Source organism: Catenulispora acidiphila DSM 44928 (assembly GCF_000024025.1).
Classification (GTDB): domain Bacteria; phylum Actinomycetota; class Actinomycetes; order Streptomycetales; family Catenulisporaceae; genus Catenulispora; species Catenulispora acidiphila.
Map to the genome: position 1 here is coordinate 3,973,989 of NC_013131.1, position 19,065 is coordinate 3,993,053.

Annotated in this window: 22 protein-coding genes; 14 read left to right on the plus strand and 8 right to left on the minus strand. The window is 69.9% G+C overall.

The features are described 5' to 3' along the window. The first annotated feature begins 22 nt into the window (after positions 1–22). The 6 genes from CACI_RS45715 (at position 23) to CACI_RS17710 (ending at position 4,374) form a co-directional block, all read left to right on the plus strand. Positions 23–544, plus strand: a complete 522-nt coding sequence (locus CACI_RS45715; protein ID WP_015792194.1) for an ester cyclase — start codon at positions 23–25, stop codon at positions 542–544. A 244-nt stretch (positions 545–788) separates the two neighbouring features. Next, complete coding sequence (locus tag CACI_RS17690) at positions 789–1,307, plus strand: hypothetical protein (protein ID WP_015792195.1); 519 nt, start codon at positions 789–791, stop codon at positions 1,305–1,307. A gap of 220 nt (positions 1,308–1,527) precedes the next feature. Then, positions 1,528–2,817 carry a cation:proton antiporter domain-containing protein gene (locus tag CACI_RS17695; protein ID WP_015792196.1) on the plus strand — a complete coding sequence of 430 codons (1,290 nt, stop codon included), beginning with the start codon at positions 1,528–1,530 and terminating at the stop codon, positions 2,815–2,817. A 14-nt stretch (positions 2,818–2,831) separates the two neighbouring features. After that, positions 2,832–3,617: an AfsR/SARP family transcriptional regulator gene (locus tag CACI_RS17700; protein WP_015792197.1), complete on the plus strand. Its 786-nt coding sequence runs from the start codon at positions 2,832–2,834 to the stop codon at positions 3,615–3,617. Beyond that, positions 3,614–3,904 (plus strand): hypothetical protein, encoded by a 291-nt coding sequence (locus CACI_RS17705; RefSeq protein WP_143765285.1) that lies wholly within the window; start codon positions 3,614–3,616, stop codon positions 3,902–3,904. Before CACI_RS17700 ends, CACI_RS17705 begins: the two co-directional genes overlap by 4 nt. Positions 3,905–3,972: 68 nt before the next feature. Beyond that, entirely contained in the window at positions 3,973–4,374 is a 402-nt protein-coding gene (locus tag CACI_RS17710) for a hypothetical protein (protein ID WP_015792198.1), read from the plus strand. A gap of 39 nt (positions 4,375–4,413) precedes the next feature. Here CACI_RS17710 and CACI_RS17715 read toward each other — a convergent pair whose 3' ends face one another. Beyond that, the gene (locus CACI_RS17715) at positions 4,414–5,148 is read right to left on the minus strand and encodes an SDR family NAD(P)-dependent oxidoreductase (protein ID WP_015792199.1); all 735 of its coding nucleotides are present in this window, start codon (positions 5,146–5,148) and stop codon (positions 4,414–4,416) included. Between the two features lie 112 nt (positions 5,149–5,260). Between CACI_RS17715 and CACI_RS17720 the strand changes: the two genes are divergently transcribed. From CACI_RS17720 to CACI_RS17735, 4 genes are all read left to right on the plus strand, one after another. Next, positions 5,261–5,938 (plus strand): TetR/AcrR family transcriptional regulator, encoded by a 678-nt coding sequence (locus tag CACI_RS17720; protein WP_015792200.1) that lies wholly within the window; start codon positions 5,261–5,263, stop codon positions 5,936–5,938. Positions 5,939–6,360: 422 nt separating this feature from the next. Continuing rightward, on the plus strand, positions 6,361–7,005 hold the full coding sequence (locus CACI_RS17725) for a TetR/AcrR family transcriptional regulator (protein WP_015792201.1): 645 nt from the start codon (positions 6,361–6,363) through the stop codon (positions 7,003–7,005). Beyond that, on the plus strand, positions 7,002–7,646 hold the full coding sequence (locus tag CACI_RS17730; RefSeq protein ID WP_015792202.1) for an ABC transporter ATP-binding protein: 645 nt from the start codon (positions 7,002–7,004) through the stop codon (positions 7,644–7,646). Before CACI_RS17725 ends, CACI_RS17730 begins: the two co-directional genes overlap by 4 nt. Beyond that, positions 7,633–8,445, plus strand: coding sequence for a hypothetical protein (locus tag CACI_RS17735; RefSeq protein WP_015792203.1), 813 nt, complete (start codon positions 7,633–7,635; stop codon positions 8,443–8,445). The genes CACI_RS17730 and CACI_RS17735 overlap by 14 nt, the downstream gene beginning before the upstream one ends. Here the strand turns inward: CACI_RS17735 and CACI_RS17740 are convergent. From CACI_RS17740 to CACI_RS17760, 5 genes are all read right to left on the minus strand, one after another. After that, positions 8,437–8,769: a hypothetical protein gene (locus CACI_RS17740; RefSeq protein ID WP_015792204.1), complete on the minus strand. Its 333-nt coding sequence runs from the start codon at positions 8,767–8,769 to the stop codon at positions 8,437–8,439. The two genes, CACI_RS17735 and CACI_RS17740, sit on opposite strands and share 9 nt — an antisense overlap. Positions 8,770–8,868: 99 nt before the next feature. Then, on the minus strand, positions 8,869–10,563 hold the full coding sequence (locus tag CACI_RS17745) for a copper resistance CopC/CopD family protein (RefSeq protein WP_015792205.1): 1,695 nt from the start codon (positions 10,561–10,563) through the stop codon (positions 8,869–8,871). Positions 10,564–10,737: 174 nt separating this feature from the next. Then, positions 10,738–11,337 carry a hypothetical protein gene (locus tag CACI_RS17750; protein WP_015792207.1) on the minus strand — a complete coding sequence of 200 codons (600 nt, stop codon included), beginning with the start codon at positions 11,335–11,337 and terminating at the stop codon, positions 10,738–10,740. Positions 11,338–11,359: 22 nt separating this feature from the next. After that, entirely contained in the window at positions 11,360–12,103 is a 744-nt protein-coding gene (locus tag CACI_RS17755; protein WP_015792208.1) for a class F sortase, read from the minus strand. Positions 12,104–12,112: 9 nt separating this feature from the next. Further along, positions 12,113–12,913 carry a hypothetical protein gene (locus CACI_RS17760; protein WP_015792209.1) on the minus strand — a complete coding sequence of 267 codons (801 nt, stop codon included), beginning with the start codon at positions 12,911–12,913 and terminating at the stop codon, positions 12,113–12,115. Between the two features lie 258 nt (positions 12,914–13,171). On the opposite strand from CACI_RS17760, the gene CACI_RS47940 reads away from it, so the two are divergent. From CACI_RS47940 to CACI_RS17780, 4 genes are all read left to right on the plus strand, one after another. Next, complete coding sequence (locus tag CACI_RS47940; RefSeq protein WP_015792210.1) at positions 13,172–13,642, plus strand: cupredoxin domain-containing protein; 471 nt, start codon at positions 13,172–13,174, stop codon at positions 13,640–13,642. 93 nt (positions 13,643–13,735) lie between these two features. After that, positions 13,736–14,179 carry a VOC family protein gene (locus CACI_RS17770; protein WP_015792211.1) on the plus strand — a complete coding sequence of 148 codons (444 nt, stop codon included), beginning with the start codon at positions 13,736–13,738 and terminating at the stop codon, positions 14,177–14,179. A 15-nt stretch (positions 14,180–14,194) separates the two neighbouring features. Further along, positions 14,195–14,533 (plus strand): hypothetical protein, encoded by a 339-nt coding sequence (locus tag CACI_RS17775; RefSeq protein WP_015792212.1) that lies wholly within the window; start codon positions 14,195–14,197, stop codon positions 14,531–14,533. A gap of 94 nt (positions 14,534–14,627) precedes the next feature. Continuing rightward, positions 14,628–15,269, plus strand: coding sequence for a hypothetical protein (locus tag CACI_RS17780; RefSeq protein ID WP_015792213.1), 642 nt, complete (start codon positions 14,628–14,630; stop codon positions 15,267–15,269). 74 nt (positions 15,270–15,343) lie between these two features. Here CACI_RS17780 and CACI_RS17785 read toward each other — a convergent pair whose 3' ends face one another. Further along, positions 15,344–16,465 (minus strand): SGNH/GDSL hydrolase family protein, encoded by a 1,122-nt coding sequence (locus CACI_RS17785; RefSeq protein ID WP_015792214.1) that lies wholly within the window; start codon positions 16,463–16,465, stop codon positions 15,344–15,346. A 96-nt stretch (positions 16,466–16,561) separates the two neighbouring features. Then, positions 16,562–18,967 carry a ricin-type beta-trefoil lectin domain protein gene (locus tag CACI_RS17790; protein WP_015792215.1) on the minus strand — a complete coding sequence of 802 codons (2,406 nt, stop codon included), beginning with the start codon at positions 18,965–18,967 and terminating at the stop codon, positions 16,562–16,564. Positions 18,968–19,065: the final 98 nt, after the last annotated feature.

Below are 19,065 nucleotides of genomic sequence, written 5' to 3' on the forward strand. Positions count from 1 at the left end.
ACGAAAGGCAAGGCCGGCACCCATGTCCACCACCGCTAACAAGGCCCTGGTCGAGAAGGCCATCGGCATCCTGTCGGGCCAGACCCCCGAGGACTTCGCGCAGGAGGCGTTCGCCGCCGACTACCGCGACCACAACGCGCCCGGCGACGGCGGCCCGGCGCGGTTCCTGAAGGTCCGCGCCCAGTTGCAGACCGCCTTCTCGGACCTGAAGCACGAGATCCTCGCGAGCGTCGCCGAGGACGACATCGTCTCGATCCACGTGCAGCTGACCGGCACGCACACCGGCGTGTTCCAGGCCGGTCCGCGCGCGATCCCGGCGACCGGCAACGCGGTCGTGATCCGCTCGATGCACATGCTGCGGGTCGCCGACGGCCGCATCACCGACAACTGGGCCGTCCGGGACGACCTGACCGTGCTGCGCGCGGTCGGCGCCTTGCCGACGCCGCCGGCCGGCGGTCCGGGCGGTCCCGGCGGTCCGGGCGGAGCCGGCGGTCCCGCAGGTCCCGGCGGACCCGGTCGCCCCGGCGCCCCGGCGGCTGCCTGAGCGCCGCGATGCTCCCGGCCGTGGCGTCGTCCCCGCCGACCCGCGCCCCGGCCGGGCTTGCGAAACCGGAACTCCGGCGGGGTCCCCCTCCCCGTTCCGGACGCCCGAACGCACCCGGTGCCGGCTGAAGCCGCGCCGGCACCGGGTGCTCCCACCGGCGCCGCCGCGCCCGCCCCGACGAAAGCGGCGCGGCGGCGCCCATCCACCACCCGCGACCGACCGGTCGCCATCGCAGGAGGTTTCCATGTCCCCATCCCCGTCCACCGCCGTCGACCGCCGCTCCCTGCTGCGCCGTGCGGGCGCCGCCGGCGTGGCCGGCGCGGCCGGCCTGGCCGTCGTCGGCTCCGCCGGCTCGGCCGAGGCCGCCACCGGCTCGCCCACGGCCGCCACCGCCTGCCACACCGCCTTCGGGACCTGGCAGGTCACCGTCTACGACACCGCCGGCAACGTCCTGGACCAGGGCGTGCAGGCCGCGTTCCACCAGGACGGGCTGCTCACCGGCGCCAACGGCTCCGGCCGCACCATCATCGGCTCCTGGACGCCCACCGGCGCCGCCACCTTCACCTTCTTCGCCCACGAGCAGCTCTTCGACCCGGCCACCGGCAAGATCAGCGGCGTGGCGCACCTGTCCCACCACGCGACGCTGAGCGCCGACGGCGGCACCTTCACCTCCCAGGGAGTCATCACCGGCTACACCCTGACCGGCCAGATGATCTTCCAGCAGGCGGCGGCCATCGCCGCGACGCGCTTCACCATGTCCTGACCCGGCAGTCCCGAACGTCCTGACACCAGAGCTGACACCAAGCCCCGAGGCCGCGCCACACCGCGGCACCAGGGTCCCGACATCAGGTCCGCCACCGTCGGTGGAAGAACCCTGATTCGATCCGCCGGTCCGCCGCGCCACCGGCCCGGACCGGCGGGTCCGACGGCGCGCACCCGTGGTGCCGCCGCCCGGTTCGTCTCGCTAGGGAAGGGAAAACGCCATGCCCCACCACACTCCCGCGATGGCCGTCGCACTGGCGCTGGCCGGCGCCGCCGTGGTCATGATCGTGGCCGCGGTGCTGTCGGTCGCCGGCCGGCGGCTGCGCCAGCCCGCGGTGATCGCCGAGATCGCCGCCGGCATCTGCCTGGGCCCGAGCCTGCTCGGCCTGTTCGGCGGCGACCTGCCGGCCCGGCTGTTCCCGACCGACGTGCGTCCCCTGCTGTCCTCGATGGCCGAGGTCGGGATCGTCGTGTTCATGTTCCTGGTGGGCTGGGAGCTGGACGTGAGCGTGATCCGCGGCCGCCGGGGGCTGATCGGCACGGTGGCCCTCTCGGCGATGGCGCTGCCCTTCGCCTGCGGGGTGGGCTTGGCGGCCTGGCTCTACGCCGGGCACATGACGGTCGGCGGCCACCACGTCGACCGCACCGCCTTCATCCTGTTCGTCGGCGTCGCGATGTCCATCACCGCCTTCCCGGTCCTGGCGCGCATCATCGTCGAGCACCGGCTCGGCGGTACCGAGGTCGGCGTCATCGCGCTGGCCAGCGCCGCCGCCGGCGACATGCTGGCGTGGGGGATGCTCGCCGTGGTCACCGCGGTCGCCGCCGCGCAGGGCCAGTCCGGCGTGACCCGCGTGCTGGTCTACTCGGCGATCTACCTGGCCGCCATGTTCCTGATCGTCAAGCCGCTCCTGCGCCGCCTGGTCGCCTGGCTGGCCGCGGACGCGCGCGAGGCGACGATGCCGATGACCGTGCTCGGCGCCGGGGTGTTCCTGTCCGCCTACGCGACCCAGTGGGTCGGGCTGGACGCGATCTTCGGCGCGTTCGTCTTCGGCGCCGTGATGCCGCGCGGCGCGACCGGCACCCTGCGCACCCGCGTCCAGGAGCCGATGGAGCACGTCAAGGTCCTGCTCATGCCGATCTTCTTCATCATCACCGGCCTGTCGATCGACGTCACCCAGCTCGGCGGCAGCGGCGTGGCCGAGCTCGGCGCGATCGTCGTCGTGGCCTGCGTCTGCAAGTTCCTCGGCGCGGGGCTGCCGGCCCGTGCCTTCGGCATGTCCTGGCGCGATTCGAGCACCCTGGGCCTGCTGATGAACACCCGCGGCCTGACCGAGCTGATCATCCTCAACGTCGGCCTGAACCTGGGAGTCCTGGACACCCGCATGTTCACCATGATGGTGCTGATGGCCCTGGTCACCACCGGAATGGCCGGACCGCTGGTCCCCAGGTTGCCCGATCTTCGAGCAGAGGACGCCGTCAAGCCCATGGCCGCCTCCGTCCGCGGCGTCTAGGCGGCGGTGAGCAGATGCGCTTCGACATCCTGGGCCCGATGGAGGTCTGCGACGGCCGGACCCGGCTGACGCCCCGAGCCGCGAAGATCCGGACCCTGCTGGCCGCCCTGCTGGTGTCGGCGAACACCGCCGTCGGCACCGACACCCTCATCACCGAGATCTGGGGGACCAACCCGCCGCGCACCGCGCTGCACGCGCTGCGCGTCTACGCCTCCGAGATCCGCCAGATGATCGCCGCGATGAGCGACGATCCGGACCGGCCGGCGTTGGCCACCTGGGCGTCGGGCTACTGCCTGGAACTGCGCTCGGACATGCTCGACATGCTCGAATTCGACCGGCTCTGCGACGAGGGACAGCGCGCCGCCACGAATCAGTGCTATGAGCTGGCGACGGAGAACTACCGGCGCGCGCTGGGATTGTGGCGCGGTCCGGCGTTGCTCGACGTGTCCTGCGGCGTCGTGCTGCACAGCGCCGCGCGCCGTCTTGAGGAGCGCCGGATCGCGGCGGTGAAGTCCCGCATCGACATCGACTTGCGCCTGCGCCGCCACGGCCAGGTCGTCCCCGAACTGACCGAGCTGGCCGCGCGGCATCCGTTCAACGAGAGCCTGCACGTGCGGCTGATGGTGGCCCTGCACGGCTCCGGGCGCACCGGAGACGCGCTGACCGTCTACCGCGGACTGCGCGACAGCCTGGTCGCCGAACTGGGAGTGGAGCCCAACGCGCAGTTGCAGCGCGTCCACCTGGCCATGCTCACCGCCGACCAGCAGGTCTTGGACCGGCAGGATCTGTGGGCGCTGTGACAGGAAGATTCCGCCGCCGGCTGATCAGGATTCTGAAAGGCGCGTTCTGGGCCTTCGCCGAGGGATCCGGAGCCCGAGTGCAATTGGCGCTGTATCAGCACCCTGTCGGGTGCGCGTGCGATGCGGACAGGAAGCCGGAGGCCGAGCCGGCTGCGACTCCCGGTCCGACTCCGGCTCCGGCTCTGGCTCCGGTGCCCGCGTGGCATCCGGAACGGATCGTCCCGCTCAGCGACCTGCCGGCCGCCGAGCAGCGTTGGTGGCGAAGCCTGGAGGAGCACCTGCGTTAGCCGAACCCGCCCCGCCGACCTCATTATCAATGTTCTGACATTAAACCGAAAGCGAGTTCCGGACCGCCATGCTCACCGTCAACTGGGACACCGTCCGCTTGTTCCTGCACGTCACCGCCGCCACCGTCTGGGTCGGAGGCCAGATCGTCGTCGCCGCCCTGATCCCGGCCCTGCGCACCGCCGGCGCCGGCGTTCCGCAGACCGTCGCGAAAGCCTTCAACCGGATTGCCTGGCCGGCGTTCGGCATCACGGTCCTGACCGGCATTTGGAGCGTGGCCGCCGATCACGACGAGAACCACGGCGCGTGGTCCCACACGCTCATCCTGAAGATCGTCCTGGTCGCGCTGTCAGGAGTGGCCGCCGCGCTCCACGCCCGCGCCACGTCCAAGAGCCGGACCGGCGTCTTCGGTGCCGCCGCGACCCTGACCGCGCTGGGCGCCGTGTTCGTGGGGATCATGCTGGCGGGCTGAGCGCGGTGGGGGTGACAGCGGGGCGGCGCCGGGGAGCCTTCAGGCGGCGGTCCGCCCGGCGTCGGCGGCGATGACGGCGCCGGTGATGTAGGCGGCGCGGTCGCTGGCCAGGAAGGTGATGACCTCGGCGATTTCGCGGGGGGCGGCGACGCGGCCAAGGAGGGTTGTGGCGCCGATCTGGTCGGCGCCCTGCTCGCCCATGACGGACAGGACTGTGTCGGTGCGGGTCGGGCCGGGTGCGACGGCGTTCACGCGGATGCCGGCCGGGCTGAATTCGGCGGCCCAGGTGCGGGTCAGCGATTCCAGTGCGGCCTTGCTCGCGCTGTACACGGCCAGGCCCGGCATGCCGATGCGGGCTGCCATGGTGCTGACGTTGACGATGGCTCCGGTTCCCCGGGCGAGCATCGCGGGAGCCAGCGCCGCGGTCAGGAAGAAGGGGGCGCGGATGTTGGCGGAGAGCGTCGCCTCGAAGGACTCCAGGTCCTGGTCCACGGTCGGTGCGCCGGGGAAGATGGCGGCGTTGTTGACCAGGATGTCCACCGCGCCGACCTCTTCGGCGAGGTGGCGCAGCGAGTCCAGGTCGCTCAGGTCGGCGGCGACGAACCGCGCGGCGCCGCCGTTCGCGGTGATCTCCTTGACGGTCTGCTCGCCCCGCTCCTGATGGCGTCCGGTCACCACGACCGTGGCGCCCGACGCGGCCATGAGGGCTGCGGTCTCGCGGCCGATGCCGGCGGTCGAGCCGGTGATCAGGGCGAGCTTGCCGGTGAGTTCCATGTCCTGCTCCTGGGGTTCGAGCCACGCTGGCGCGCGGCAGGAATGGGTTATGTGACCCAGGATTGTTCGTGAAAAATGGGTTGTCTAATCCAAAAAGCGCTACGCTGGAGCCATGGACACCGAAACAGCGCCGCCGCCCGCGCGAGCCACGGCGCCCTCGGCGCGCACGACGCGCTCGACGCCCTCAAAAGGCAAACGGCTGACCCGCAAGGGCGAGGAGACCAGGCGCCGGATCGTGGCCGCCGCGGCGCAGCTGATGTACGAGCGCGGCCTGACCGAGGCGACGCTGGAGGACGTGCGAGCGGCCGCCGGGGTGAGCGGCTCGCAGATCTACCACTACTTCGCCGACAAACAGGCACTGCTGCTCGCGGTGATCGACCATCAGACCGAGGCGGTGCTGGAGATGCAGCATCCGCTCTTCGACCGCCTGGACACCATGGACGGACTGCGCGCGTGGCGTGACGCGCTGGTCGAATTCCAGCGCCGGCTCCAATGCCGAGGCGGCTGCCCGATCGGCTCACTCGGCAGCGAGGTCGCCGAGAACAACCCCGAGGCCCGGCTCGCCGTGGCGTCGGGCTTCCTGCGCTGGGAAGCCGCGATCCAGACAGGCCTGGCGGCCATGCACGCACGCGGCGAACTCGACGCCGACCCCGATGACCTCGCCCTGGCCACCCTCACCGCACTCCAGGGCGGACTGCTGCTCACGCAGATCCAGCGCACGGTCAGACCGCTGGAGGTAGCCCTGGACACCATGCTCGACCACATCGAATCCCGGATCCGGAAGCCCTGACCCGGCTCGGGCCCGGTCTTCGCGCCCCGCCGCCGCACCCTGGCCTCGCACCTCGACCTCGCGCCTGGCTCTCGCGCCCCGGCCTCGTGCTTCGACGCCCCGCCCCGTCTCGCGCCTGGACCTTGTGTCTCGCCTTCGCGCCTCGCCCTCGCGCGCCGGTCTCGCGCCTCAACCTCGCGCCTGGCTCTCGCGCCGCGCGCCCGCGCTTCGACGCCCCGCGCTTGTGTCTCGACTTCGTGTCTCGACTTCGCGCCTCGCCCTCGCGCCGCGCTTGTGTCTCGACTTCGTGCCTCGACCTCGCGCCTGGAATTCCTGCCTGGACCTCGCTCACGCCCGCCCTTCGCAACTGGACTTCGCGCCCCGCCCCCGCGCCGCGCCCTCCCGCCTCGACATCGACTGAACAAGCGTTTAGTATCCTGAATGTGCGTTCAATCAAAGACGACCGGACCGCGCGCGCGGTCATCCGGGACGAGGCGCTGGCGCTGTTCGCCGCTCACGGCCCGGATGCTGTGTCGGTGCGGCAGATCGCCACGGCCGCGGGGGTGTCGGCGGCGTTGGTCGTCCATCACTTCGGTTCGAAGGAGGGGCTGCGCGACGTGGTCGATCGACATGTGCTGGAGACGTTCGACGGGATGCTGACCGAGATGACCGGCGAGGGCGCGCCGGATCTGTACGATCCGGCGGCGACCGGTTCGCTGGTGGAGGCGGTGTTGCAGCATCTGCCGGCGGACTCGCCGATGCCGGCGTATCTGCGCCGGATGCTGCTGACCGATTCCGAGGCGGGCAAGGAGTTGTTCGCCAAGCTCTTCGCGGTCAGCCAGGGGATGCTGGCGGCGTTGTCGGAGGCCGGTATGGCCGCGCCGGGTGCTGATCCGGCGGTGCGCGCGGCGTTCCTGATGGCCAACGATCTGGCGGTGCTGCTGCTGCGGGACCGGCTGACCGAAGTGCTCGGCGTGGATCCGCTCTCGCAGGAGGGGATGGCGAGGTGGGCCTCGGAGATGCTGGCGGTGTATGCCAGCGGGCTGCAGGCTGATCCGCAGCTTCCCGAGGCTGGGGGTGCGTCGTGACCGCGGTGTTGCAGGCGCGCGGAGTGCGTAAATCCTATGGCCGACACCAGGTTCTGGCCGGTGCCGACCTGATGGTCGAGCCGGGGCAGTTGGTCGCGGTGGTCGGGGAGAACGGCTCGGGTAAGTCGACGCTGCTCAAGACTCTCGCCGGCACTCTCAAAGCCGACGCCGGGACCGTGGAGTTGTCCGGGAGCTTGGGCTATTGCCCCCAGGACGCGGTGGTGTCGGACAACCTCACCGTCGGCCAGCATCTGCGCTATTTCGCCGCCGCCTACCGGCTGTCGAGCCTGGATCGCGGCGAGGAGCTGATGGAGCAGCTGGGCTACGAGAAGTTCCGCCGTACTCCTGCCGGCGCGTTGTCCGGCGGGACCCGGCAGAAGCTGAATCTCACACTGGCGCTGCTGCACGATCCTGACGTGCTGCTGCTGGACGAACCGTATCAGGGCTTTGACTGGGAGACCTACCTGCGGTTCTGGGACCTGGTCGGCGATCTGCGCTCGGCGGGCAGGGCGATCGTGGTGATCACGCACCTGGTGTTCGAGCAGGACCGGTTTGACCTCCTGGTCGACTTGGAGGACGGCACCCTGCACGCCCGATCGCACGCGGGCAGCGAGTCAGGGGTCGACGATGGCAACCACTGAACCGCTGGTCCGGCTGCCGTCCGGACCGGGACGCGAGGCGAGGTTCCGGCAGTTCCCCACCGCGCTGCGGTTCGCGCTGCGCAACCAGACGCGCAACCGCCTGGCCGGCGTGCTGCTGGTGGCGTTCGTGCCGGTCTGGTACGCGCTGATGATGGCGATGACCGGCCACCAGAAACTGAGCATCAAGATGTTCTCCACCGGCCGGCTGCTCACCGTCGACGGCGGACAGCTCACCTTGATCAGTGCCGGACTCAACGCCATGGCGATGATCGTCGGCTTCGCCATCTTCGACGCCATCCGCAAGGCCCTGGCCTTCGACAAGCGTCTGGTCTTCGCCGGATACCGGCAGGCCAGCCTGATCGGCGCCAAGACCCTGTCCATCGCCGCCATCGCCACCGGCGTCGCGGTCTACGCCGCCCTGGTGCTGCTGGCCTTCTGGCGACCGAGCCTGACCGGCTGGCTGTCCATCGCCGCCGGCTACACGGTCATCGCCCTGACCTACGGCGCCTTCGGCCTGCTGCTCGGCGTCCTGGTGAAAGGCGACCTCGAAGGCTTCTTCCTGATCATCATGGGCGGCCTGATGGACACCTTCCTCCAGAACCCGCTCGGCAACCCGCTGGCGAACAAGCCGATCCTGGAATGGTTCCCCTCCTTCGGCCCGATGCAGTTCGCCGTAGGCGGCGCCTTCGGCCACACCGCACTGTGGGGACACCTGGCGCTCGGCCTGTGCTGGGCGGTCAGCTTCGCCGTCTGCGGGCTCATCGTCTTCCGCATCAAGACACGGTCGTCGTCACAGTAGATCGGCCTCACTGCTCAGGGCGCGGCACGTCCGCTCCCACGCGAGCAACGTTTTCCGAGCCGCCTCCAAAGCCTTCTCCAGATCGCGCTGAGACACGGCGATCATCCGCGGGTCGCCGCTGCGCTGAGCCGCAGTCAGGCTGTGCTGCGCCGCGTCACAGCGGTCGGCTGCTCGACGCAGCGCCGCCTCCATCTCCCGACGCCGCTCGGTGAGCTGGTCGAGCCAGCAGCGGTGAACGACGGCCTCGGCTTCCCGGACCACGTCCTCTGGCGTGGAACGGGAGGCCGTGCGGTGTATGGGGATCAACTTCCGCAGATCGAACATCGTCGCGCTCCTGTCCTCGCCGAGGCTCTCAAAACAGATTCGAGCCTGGGCCGCGTTCGGATTGGAGCGGGCTCTTACGGCTTCGCGCGAGCGCCGTTTTCACCGGATGGTGATGGGGATCTGGACGGTCGTCTCGTCCACGTCGTCGGTGCGCAGGGTGACGGCTAGGCGCCAGGTGCCGGCGAGGGGGAGGGAGGCGTTGCCGATCAGGTGGCCGGCTCCGGCGGTGCGCAGCGTCATCGGCAGCGGGCCCAGGGCGTGGGAGGCGAGGGTGAAGGATGCCTGGACCTGGAGGACCTGTTGCTGCTTGCCGGTCGGGCTGAGGGTGTAGAGGTGGACCGTGTCGGAGCCGGTCTTGGCCGGGTCGACGGTGACCTGGACGGTGCCGCTGCCGCCGGGACCGCCGGTGTCGAACGCGGCGGAGGCGCTGGCCGGTCCGGCGGAGGCTGCGTGGGCGGTGCGCGCGGGTGGGGCGTTGACCAGGGCGGCGGTCAGTGCGAGGACGCAGACTCCCACGCCGACCTCGCCGGCGACGGAACGGCGCAGGCGGGAGATCGCGGCGCGGTCGGTGGTCCCGTTTCGGTCCTCGCGGTGTCGGGCGATCCAGGTGCGCGCCAGGTAGCCCAAGCCGATCAGGATGGCCACGCCGAGCAGCTTGAGCAGCAGCAGCCTTCCGTACGCGGTGCCGGTGAGCGCGGGCACGGAGCCCACCTGCCGCCAGCTTTGGTACGTGCCGGTGCCGACGAGCACGATCACGCACCACAGCGCCACCGGCGAGAACCGGCGCACCATCCGTGCCCGCTCATTCGGTGTTTCGCGGCCGCTGCGGCGGAGGACGATCGCGGCCAGCATCGTCAGCCCGCCGAGCCAGACGGCCATCGCGCACAGGTGCGTGACGTCGACCGGCACGGCGAGCGCCACCTGGACCCCGGTGCCGGCATGTCCGGACACGGCCCACGTCGCGGCGATGCCCACGGTCAGCAGCGCACCGGCGACCGCGACCAGAATCCGGGCTCGCCGCGAAGCGTCGGGCAGGCGGGTGAAGAGCCAGGCAAGCAAAGCAGCGGTGAGCGCCAGCAGAATCAGTCGTATCGACAGCGCTGCACCGAGGCGCGTCGACAAGGTGGTGCGCAGCACACCGGTATCCAGCGCGCGGCTGAGGCCGAAGCCCGCACCATAAGGGCCCTGCAACACCAGCACACCGGCGGTGGCCACAGTGAGGCTGCTCCACGCCGACGCCACCAGGATCCGCACCGCTCTGGTGCGTGCGCCGTTCGGCCACCACGCGAATACGAACACTGCCGCACCGACCAGGACGGCGAACGCGGCGTAGGCGACGAAGCGTGCGACCCCGTAGAGCGCGCCGACCGTCTTACTTCCCGAGGTGTTCAGCGTTGTGGAGTTCACTGTCGATGCGGAGGCTTGGCCGACGCTGAACGTGAACGCTCCCTGCACGGGATGGGAGTCGTCGGAGATGACGCGCCAGGACACCGTGTACGTGCCCTGCTTCAGTCCGCTCGCCAGATCGACGGCGACCTCGTCGGCGCGGCCGGTGGGGTGGGCTGGGCTGCCCTCGTCCACTCGCGCGCCGCTGGGGTCGAACACCCGCAGGGCACCGAACTGGAGGGACACCGGCTCGTCGAAGGTCACCGACGCCTGACGCGGCGCCGAGGCGACGGTCTGCCCGTCGCCGGGGGAGGTCGCGACCACCGTGGCGTGCGCGAAGGCGCCCTGCGCGGTGAGCAGGATCAGACAGATGACCAGGGCCGGAATCGCCAGCAGTCGACGGAGCACAGCGTCCACCTCAGCCCGGAGGAGTGGTCGCGTCGGGCCCGATGGTGACATGCGCCGAAGCCGCGCCGGCGGAGCCGAGAACGAACAACGCCGTGCCGGCGAGGACCGCTGCCAGCGGTTTCCTAGACATCAGGGTGCTCCTTTCCTTGCCGGACTGGCTCGCGGCCGCGTGTCCTACTTGCCGGTCCAGCAGCCCAGGATGTCGGTGGTGACCTCGTAGGCGACGTCGGCGCGGCTGAGTTTGCTCGGGCCGGATGCCGCCGCCAGTCCGGTGGCATCGACGTGCAGGGTCTTGTCGTCCTTCAGGACCACGACGTTGCCCGCGGCGTTCTGGAATCCGGGGTTGCCCAGGCCTTCGCTGCCGGTGAGCGGGGTCGTGGAGCCCAGCTGGCGCTGGAGTGTCGCGAGGTAGGTGTTCGCGGACGCGGTGTCCGGGGACTCCTTCACCGACAGCACGAGCGTGCCGGAGGCGAGGTGGTAGGTGCAGGTGTAGAGGTGATCGGTCCAGGTGGTGGTCGTCGTCGGAGCCGGCGAGGCGGCGAGGATCGTCTCCACGGCGCCCTGGATCTCCGTCCCGCAGACCATCAGCGCGGATGCCGACGGACCGGCCGCGGACGAGCCGGCGGTGGGAGCCGTTGTGGCTCCGGCCGCTGCCGACGGGCTGGACGACGTGCTCGGAGCAGAGGCGCCTGGAGCCGTTGCCTTCGCCGACGCGCAGCCGGCCGCCATCGCCGCCGTCACGGATACGGCTGCGAGCAGTCGCAGTGCCCTCATGATGTCTTCCCGCCTCTCTCGGCTAGGCCGGGTGGATCGCGGTCAAGCTGGCGTAGACGACGATGTCGTCCAGGTAGTGCTGGTTCTCGAACGGTCCGGCGCAGGTGATCAGCCGCAGCTGCGGGTTGGTGGTGTTGCCGTAGACGGTCGCGGTGGGGAAGGCGCTCTTGGCGTACTTGTTGATGCCGTCGATCCGGAACACGGCCACGGTGTCGTCGCTGCGGCTGACGTCGACGGTGTCACCGGGACGCAGCGCGCCCAGGTTGTAGAAGACGCCCTTGGCGCCGGTCGTGCCGTCGATGTGTCCGACGATGACTGACGGTCCCACCTGGCCCGGCGCGGGGGAGTAGCGGTACCAGCCCGGAATCGAGGGGTCGGTCAGCGGCGGTGTCTGGATGGTGCCGTCGGAGTTCTGGCCGAGTTGGATCAGGGTGTGGTGCACGCCGATCTCCGGGATGCTGATCGCGGTGGGTGCGGCGGTTGGAGTGGCTGGAGCGGCTGGCTTCGTCGGCGTTGCGGGTGCTGCGGGCGTTGCGGCGGGCGAAGGCGAGGCCGGCGCTGGTGAAGTGCTCGGCGTCGTTCCGGCGCTCGCCGCGTTCGGCACTCCCGCAGCCGGCAGCGCGGCCGAAGCCGGAGGCTGCGGCGGGTGGTGCTGCGCCGCGAACCCGAGCGCCAGCCCTCCCGCCGAAGCCAGCAGCAGGACGGCGGCCGCCGACGCCAGCAGACGCCGGCGGCCACTTCCGAACAGCCTTGTCAGCCAGGACATGACCGCTGCCTACTTCTGGTCGGCGTTCCGGCGCCGCAGGTACAGCGCGCCACCAGCGGTGGCCGCCAGGCCCGCGCTCGCGGCGAACATCCACGGCTGCTGCAGACCGGAGGTCCCGCCGCCGCCGGTGTTCACCCCGCCGCCGGGTACCGCAGCCATCTGCGACACCTGCAGCGGACCGCACAGCGCCGGCGAGGTCGCGGCCAGTGGCAGCGAGGGCACCAGATCACTGGGCTCGGCCTGCGCCTGGGCGCTCAGCGTGGTCGGGTCCAGACCGTGGACCACGATCACGGCCTTGCCGGACTCGATCGAGGACACGGTCGCCGAGTCCAGGGTGATGGTGCGCGAGTAGTCGAACGAGCCGCCGGACGGAGCGATCTTGACGTCGGTGCCGGCCGCCGGACTGGTGTCGCCGCTGACGGACAGGGTGGTGCCGATGCCGCCGTAGAACGGCGCGCCCTCGGTCGTGCTGATCACGCCGTCGCCGTTCTTGTCGGCGGAGGTGCCGCTCGGGCAGGTGCCCGCCGCGCCGATGTGGATGTGCTGGACGTGCGGGTACGCCGCGCCCATGAAGGTGGTGGCCAGCCCGTGCACGTTCTCGGTGATGACGGCCTTGTCGCCGGTCAACTGGAGCATCAGCGACCCGGAGCCGCCGGCGTGGTTCAACGGGTTCAGCGTCGCCATGTAGGTGGCGCTGCCGGACGACTGCGCGCTCGCGGTCGAGGCGGTGAAAGCCAGCGGGAACGCCAGCAGGGCCGCGGGGGCAGCGGCCAGTGCCATGATCCTGGTCGTTCTTTTGGCATGCGTCATCGTGCTCTCCTCCAGCTAACGGTTCAGCTCGGATGACCTTCAGGAGTTGATTCGGAGGCGGTGGCACCGCGGATTGGTGGTCTGCCGACGTAGTTGCCGACCCACTCTTTTGACCGTCTGACGGAGCTGCCGCCGCGCCGGGGACGCGGACGGGCGGCACACTGGTGATGCGCTGTCCGAAATGTCGGATGGCGTACGACTTCCGCCCTGTACGCAGACCTCTGGGCCCTGGTCCAGACCACCAGTGAGGATGCCGCCGTGCTCCGCTTCTCCGGCAAGACCGCCGCCGCGACGCTTCTGGCGGCGGCTACCGCGCTGACCCTGACGGCGTGCTCCAGTAGCAGCTCTCACCCGGCCGCCGCGCCGTCCGGCACGAGTACCAGCAGCAGCCCGAGCATGAGTACCAGCATGAGTTCCGGTACCAGCGCCAGTACGAGCCCTGGCGCCGGTACCGGTAGCACAGGCGTTCCGGTCGGCGCCCCGCAGATCGTCATCAGCAACTTCACGTTCAGCCCGTCGACCCTGAGCGTCTCCGCCGGTCAGAAGGTCGCGGTGATCAACAACGATTCCGTCGCCCACACGGTGACCGCCTCGACCGGCAACGCGTTCGACACCGGTGACGTCAACCCCGGCCAGACGGTCACGTTCACCGCGCCGGCGACGGCGGGTACGTACGCGTACACCTGCACGATCCACCCCTTCATGCACGGCACCCTCACCGTCAAGTAGGTCGGTGACGCGCATCGGGGTTCCCTCAGGAGTAGCCGAGCTGGTAGGTTCTCCCTACTGAAGTCTCTTAAGGGAACCCCGAAAGGAACTCCGATGACCTTCGTAAGGCGCTTCGACCACGTCGGCATAACCGTCGCCGACCTCGACGCCGCGACGGCGTTCTTCGTCGCCCTGGGCCTGGAGGCCGATCAGAAGATGGCGGTCGAGGGCGAGTTCCTGGACGCGGTCATCGGCATGACCGGCGCGCGCACCGAGATCGTCATGCTGCACGTGCCCGGCGGCGGCACGACGCTGGAACTCTCGAGCTTCACCCGCCCGGACCACCTGCCGGGTTCGGCCGCCGCACCGGCCAACGAGCTGGGCCTGCGCAACGTCGCCTTCGAAGTACACGACCTGCAGGCTGCCGTCGACCACGCCGCGGCCGAGGGCTTCGGCCTGGTGGGCGGCATCGGCGAGTACGAGGGCGTGTGGCGGATGGCCTACGTCCGCGGACCCGAGGGCATCATCGTCTCCCTGGCCGAGCGCGTCGAGAAGTAGAAGGAGGCAGACATCATGAGCACTGTCGTCACCGACGAGCAGATCCAGGCGCTGGCCGCGACCGCGAAGCCCTTCAGCCTCGCCATCTTGCAGTGGGGTCCGAACCGCACCATGGACGGCGCGGACGCCATCGAACTCGAACACCAGAGGCGCATGGTGAGCCTGCGCGCCGACGGCGTGATCGCGGTCCTGTGCCCGGTCGCCTCCGACACCGTTTGCGGCGTCGCGGTCATGACCCTGCCAGCGGAGGAAGCCGCGGAACTCATGGCCGGCGACCCCTGCGTGCGAGCCGGGATGATGACCTGCGACGTCCACCCGTGCCACGGGTTCCCCGGAGACGCCTTGCCCGCGTGACCGATCGGGCTCCAGCCGCGTGCCGTCCGACTAGGCAACCGGCAACCTCAGCACCCTGACTTTGTCGCCCGCCCCCGCCGGGTATACCGCCAGCATGGCCGATCGTGGCGAGTCCGTGCTCGACGACCCGCGCCGGCTGCGGCCCGCCACGATCGCGACCGTGGTCGTGATCCTCGGTGTCGTGGCCGCACTGGTGATTCCGGTGCTGCTGTGTGTCCGCGGCTGGCATGAGGCGGAGACTTTTCGCGGCGTGGGGGCAGGTCGCGGCATCTTTGTGGCCGAGTCCTGTGGTGATCGGCAAGTGCATAAGAGCGCTGACGCCAACGGAGCGACCCTCACGACCGTCACTTATACCTGTGCCGGTACCTTCGACGGGCGCTCGGGCGTCCGCATCGACGCGGCGGTCGGCGACGCGAGTCATGACTACCGCGCCGGTGCGAGGACGCCCGCGTACGTCACCGGCAAAGGCGTCGTCCGCCTGGCCAGCAACCATGACGCCGCGGTCTGGATGGCGCTCTGGTTCTTCGTGGCGTGCGTGGTGGCAGCTGCCGAAGGGGCGGCTTTGTGGCTGCTGAGCCGCTGGATCCGCGGCACGGTACCGCATGGAGTCCGCGAACTCATGGATTGGCCACACCTGCTGGCCGCCAGCCTTGTGGGCCTTCTCGCGGTGATACCTGGACTGATGATCTTGTATCTCTTGGCCTTTCTCTCCCTTTTGATCCTCTACGCGGCGTAGTCCTGCCGACTCCCTCATCGGATCGCGCGCGACGAGGGAGCCGGCCCTGGCTGGCTGGTTATACGAGCCCTGCCTCAGCCGGCCGCCAGCGTCGTCCACTTCTGGTTGGCGCCGCCGTTGCAGTCCCACAGCACCAACTGCGTGCCGTCAGTGGTGGACAGGCCGGGGTCGTCGAGGCAGCGGCCGGATGCCGGGTTGCGGTATCCGCCGTTGTAGGCCTGCCAGACCTGGTTGCCGCCGCCGTTGCAGTCCCAGATCTCGACCTTCGTGCCGTTCGCGGTGGCCGCGCCGGTGGCGTCCAGGCACTTGCCCTCGGCGCGCAGCGTGCCGTCGCCGTAGGCCGACCAGTACTGCGCGTCGGAGCTGTTGCAGGTCCAGATCTGAGCGATGGTTCCGTCGGCGTTGCTGCCGCCGTTGACGTCCATGCACTTGCCGGCGATTCCGGACTGCACCGCGCCGCCGGACGGAGCCGGTGCCTTGAGCCAGCCGGCGGCGTCGGCGGCCTGGACGCCGCTGTTGAAGGCGGTGGCCATCTTCACGTAGCCGCCGTCGTTGGGGTGCAGCGAGTCAGACAGGTCGGATGCTGTCAGGGCACTCATATCGACGTAGCGGACGTGCTTGCCCGCCGCCTGCTCGGTCTGGACGATCCCGGGTATCTGCTGGTTGAACGCGGCCCGGTTCTGCTCCTCGACCGCACTGGTGGAGACGATCACCGAACCGACCAGGACAGTCGCGTCGGGTGCGTCGAAGGTGAGCTGGTCGATCAGGGTTTTGAGACGCGCCGGCGCCGTGGAGACCTGGTAGTTCTGGTTCAGGTCGTTGGTGCCGATCTCCAGGGTGATGACGTTCGGCCGGTAGTGGTCGACCGTGGCGTCAGCGAGCGCGGAGATCTGGTCGATGCGGTAGCCGGAGTGGCCCTCGTTGTCGGGGTCGGACATGGTGCCGTTGCGGATGCTGCCGACGAAGTCCTCGGCGTGTCCCTCGCTGGAGAGATCGTTCCACAGGGTGTTGCGATAGCTGTTCCCGGTGCTGCTGCCGACGCCCCAGGTGATCGAGTCGCCCAGCGGCATGAGCCGCAGCGCGGTCGTGGTGGCTGCGGGGGTGGCGCCAGCCGCGGAGGCGGTGGCCGTGCCGGTCGCCGCCGTGCCGATGGCGGCGATCGCCGTGGCGGCAAGGAGTGCCGCGATTCTGTTCATGGCTGGTCCTCATTCCAGGTGGTCCGGTGCCGCGCGTCCATCCGGCAAGGGAGGCCGCGCGGTACCGTGTTCAGATGAGCCTGTGCTGCCGGCGCGTCACGCCGACGGCAGCGTCCATTGCTGGTTCGTGCCGCCGTTGCAGTCCCAGATCTCCAGTTGCGTGCCGTTGGTCGTGCTGAACCCGGGGTCGTCCAGGCAGCGTCCGGAAGCCGGGTTGACCAGGGTGTTGCCGTTCTGGACCCACTGCTGGTTGCCGCCTCCGTTACAGTCCCAGATCTCCGCCAGCGTGCCGTTGGCGGTGGCGGCTCCGGTGATGTCCAGGCACTTGCCGTTCACCTGCAACGCCCCGCCGTTGTACGTCCACTGCTGGGCGGCGGTGTTGTTGCAGTCCCAGATCTGGGCGGCGGTGCCGTTGACGGTCGAGCCGCCGTTGTCGTCCAGGCACTTGCCGGCGACGCCGGAGGTGATCGGGCCGGTCGGAGGCTGTGCCGTGCCGGTGCCCGGAGTGATGGTGAGGTTGTCGAACTGGTCGGTCTGGTAGCCGACCACGCCGATGCCGACCTGTCCGGACAGGAAGGTGGAGTCGGTGACGGTCTTGACGGTGTTGCCGTCGACCATGGCGGTGATCGTCGTGCCCTGGAAGCCCAGGCTGAGGGTGTGCCAGGTGCCGGTGCCCAGGGCGGTGGTCGTGCCGCTGGCCAGAGTGGTGGACGAGCCGCTGCTGTAGTTCTTCACGATCGACCAGGCGCCGGTGTTGGAGACCCGGAACTTGTACAGGTTCTGATTCCCCTGCGGTCGGGACTGCGTGCCGGCGCGGCCCAGCAGTTCGGCGGTGCCGGCCTGCTGCAGGTTCACGTCGACCTTGACGGTGTAGTTGGACCAGGTGGGATCGCCGAGCAGGGAGAAGGCGTCGGAGTCGTTCTGCCACTCGATCGGGATGACCGGCGTGACCTGCTGCACGCACTGCCCCGAGCGGCCGTTGGCGCACGGCCGGACCTCGAAGGAGCCCTGCATGTCCGACAGGTACTTGGCCTCGGTGTTGGTGGCGTCGCTGTCGAAGGTGTCGCTGTAGGGCAGCGCCAGCGCGCCGGACGCCGGGGACGTCGCAGTGCCCTTACCCTGGCCCGTCGTCGTCGTGATCGAGTAGACGTAGCCGGGCTGGACGGACAGCGTGTAGGAGCCGTTGGACGGGGTGACGTCCTGGGTGTGGATCAGCGACGCCCCGGTGCTGGGGTTGTTCAGGTTGGTCGCCCAGACGTGCGCGGTGCCGGTGGACAGCCCGCCGCTGACGTTGATCGTGACGTTCTGCGCGGCGCTGGCGGTGGTGGTCTCCACGATCGTGGTGTAGTCGCTGTTGTTGGTGGACTTCAGCGTGACGTAGGTTCCGTTGGACTCCGAGCCGCCGAGGTAGCCCGAGCCGCTGTCCAGGAACTTCCACCCCGGCTGCGTGAACTGTGTGACCTGCGCGGTGGCCCAGGTGTTGGCGCCGACGGAGTACGCGCCGGACCACGGCGAGCCGGCCGTCATCAGCCCGACGGTGGAGTACGGCAGGTTGGGATAGATCGCGGCGATCAGCGGCCAGTTGAAGTAGCTGGTCATCTTGGCGTCGATGTAGCCGCGGGTGATGGCGCGGATCAGTGCCGGGGCGCCGGTGTTCATGTCCTGCGACCCCTGCTCGCTGTCCCACAGCGGCTTGCCGTTGGCTTTCGCCGCGGCGTCGCTGGAGCAGGTGTCGGCGTTGCCGCCGTCACCACCGTTGCAGGAGTAGTGCGCGCCCCAGATCGACACGGCGTTGTTGAACGCGGAGTTGGAGGCGGCGGCGTCGACGGCGTCCCAGCCGGAGTCGTCGGCGACGATCTTGACGTCGCCGTAGCCGGCGTTGTTCAGGGCGGTGCGCAGGTTGATGTACCAGTCGGCGTTGAAGCCGCGCTCGTTCCAGCCGCCGAGGTAGGACACCGGGACGCCGTCGGCTTTCGCGCAGCCCAGCCAGCTGATCAGGTAGTTGATCGTGTCGGTGGACCAGAAGCCGCCGGAGATCCAGCCGGGTGCGGCCCAGGCCAGGCCGTAGAAGGCGATGTTGGGGTTGCGGGCCTTGGCTTGTTGGGCGAGCCAGAACTCATAGCCGGCGTTGCAGTTGACCACACCGCGGGTGTGCTCGATCGAGGGCTCGGAGCCGTCGGTGGAGTTGGCGTCGCCGCCGATCTCCAGCTTCAGCATCTGCAAGTCCGCGCCGTAGCCGGGCTTGAACAGGTAGTCCAGGATCTGCGACTGCTGAGCGGCCGGATAGTCCTTCAGCAGCCGGGAGTTCCCGCCGCCGCCGCTGATCGCGCCGATGCCGTCGAAGGTCCGGCCGCCGCTGGAACCGTTCGCGGAGATCGTGGTGGAGGTCGCCGCGCTTGCCGGGGCGCCGGCGGTGGCGACGTAGAACACCGACGCCAGCAGCGCGGTGAGGGCGAGGTAGAGCAGGAGTCTGGGTGGTCTGACGACGCGGGCGGTGGGCATCGGTGTTCCTTTCCGGGCGGCCGGCTGCGGTGCGTGCCGGCCGTCGACGACGGTGGATCGCTGCGGAACGGTGTATGGGGCATGGCGGAACATGACGG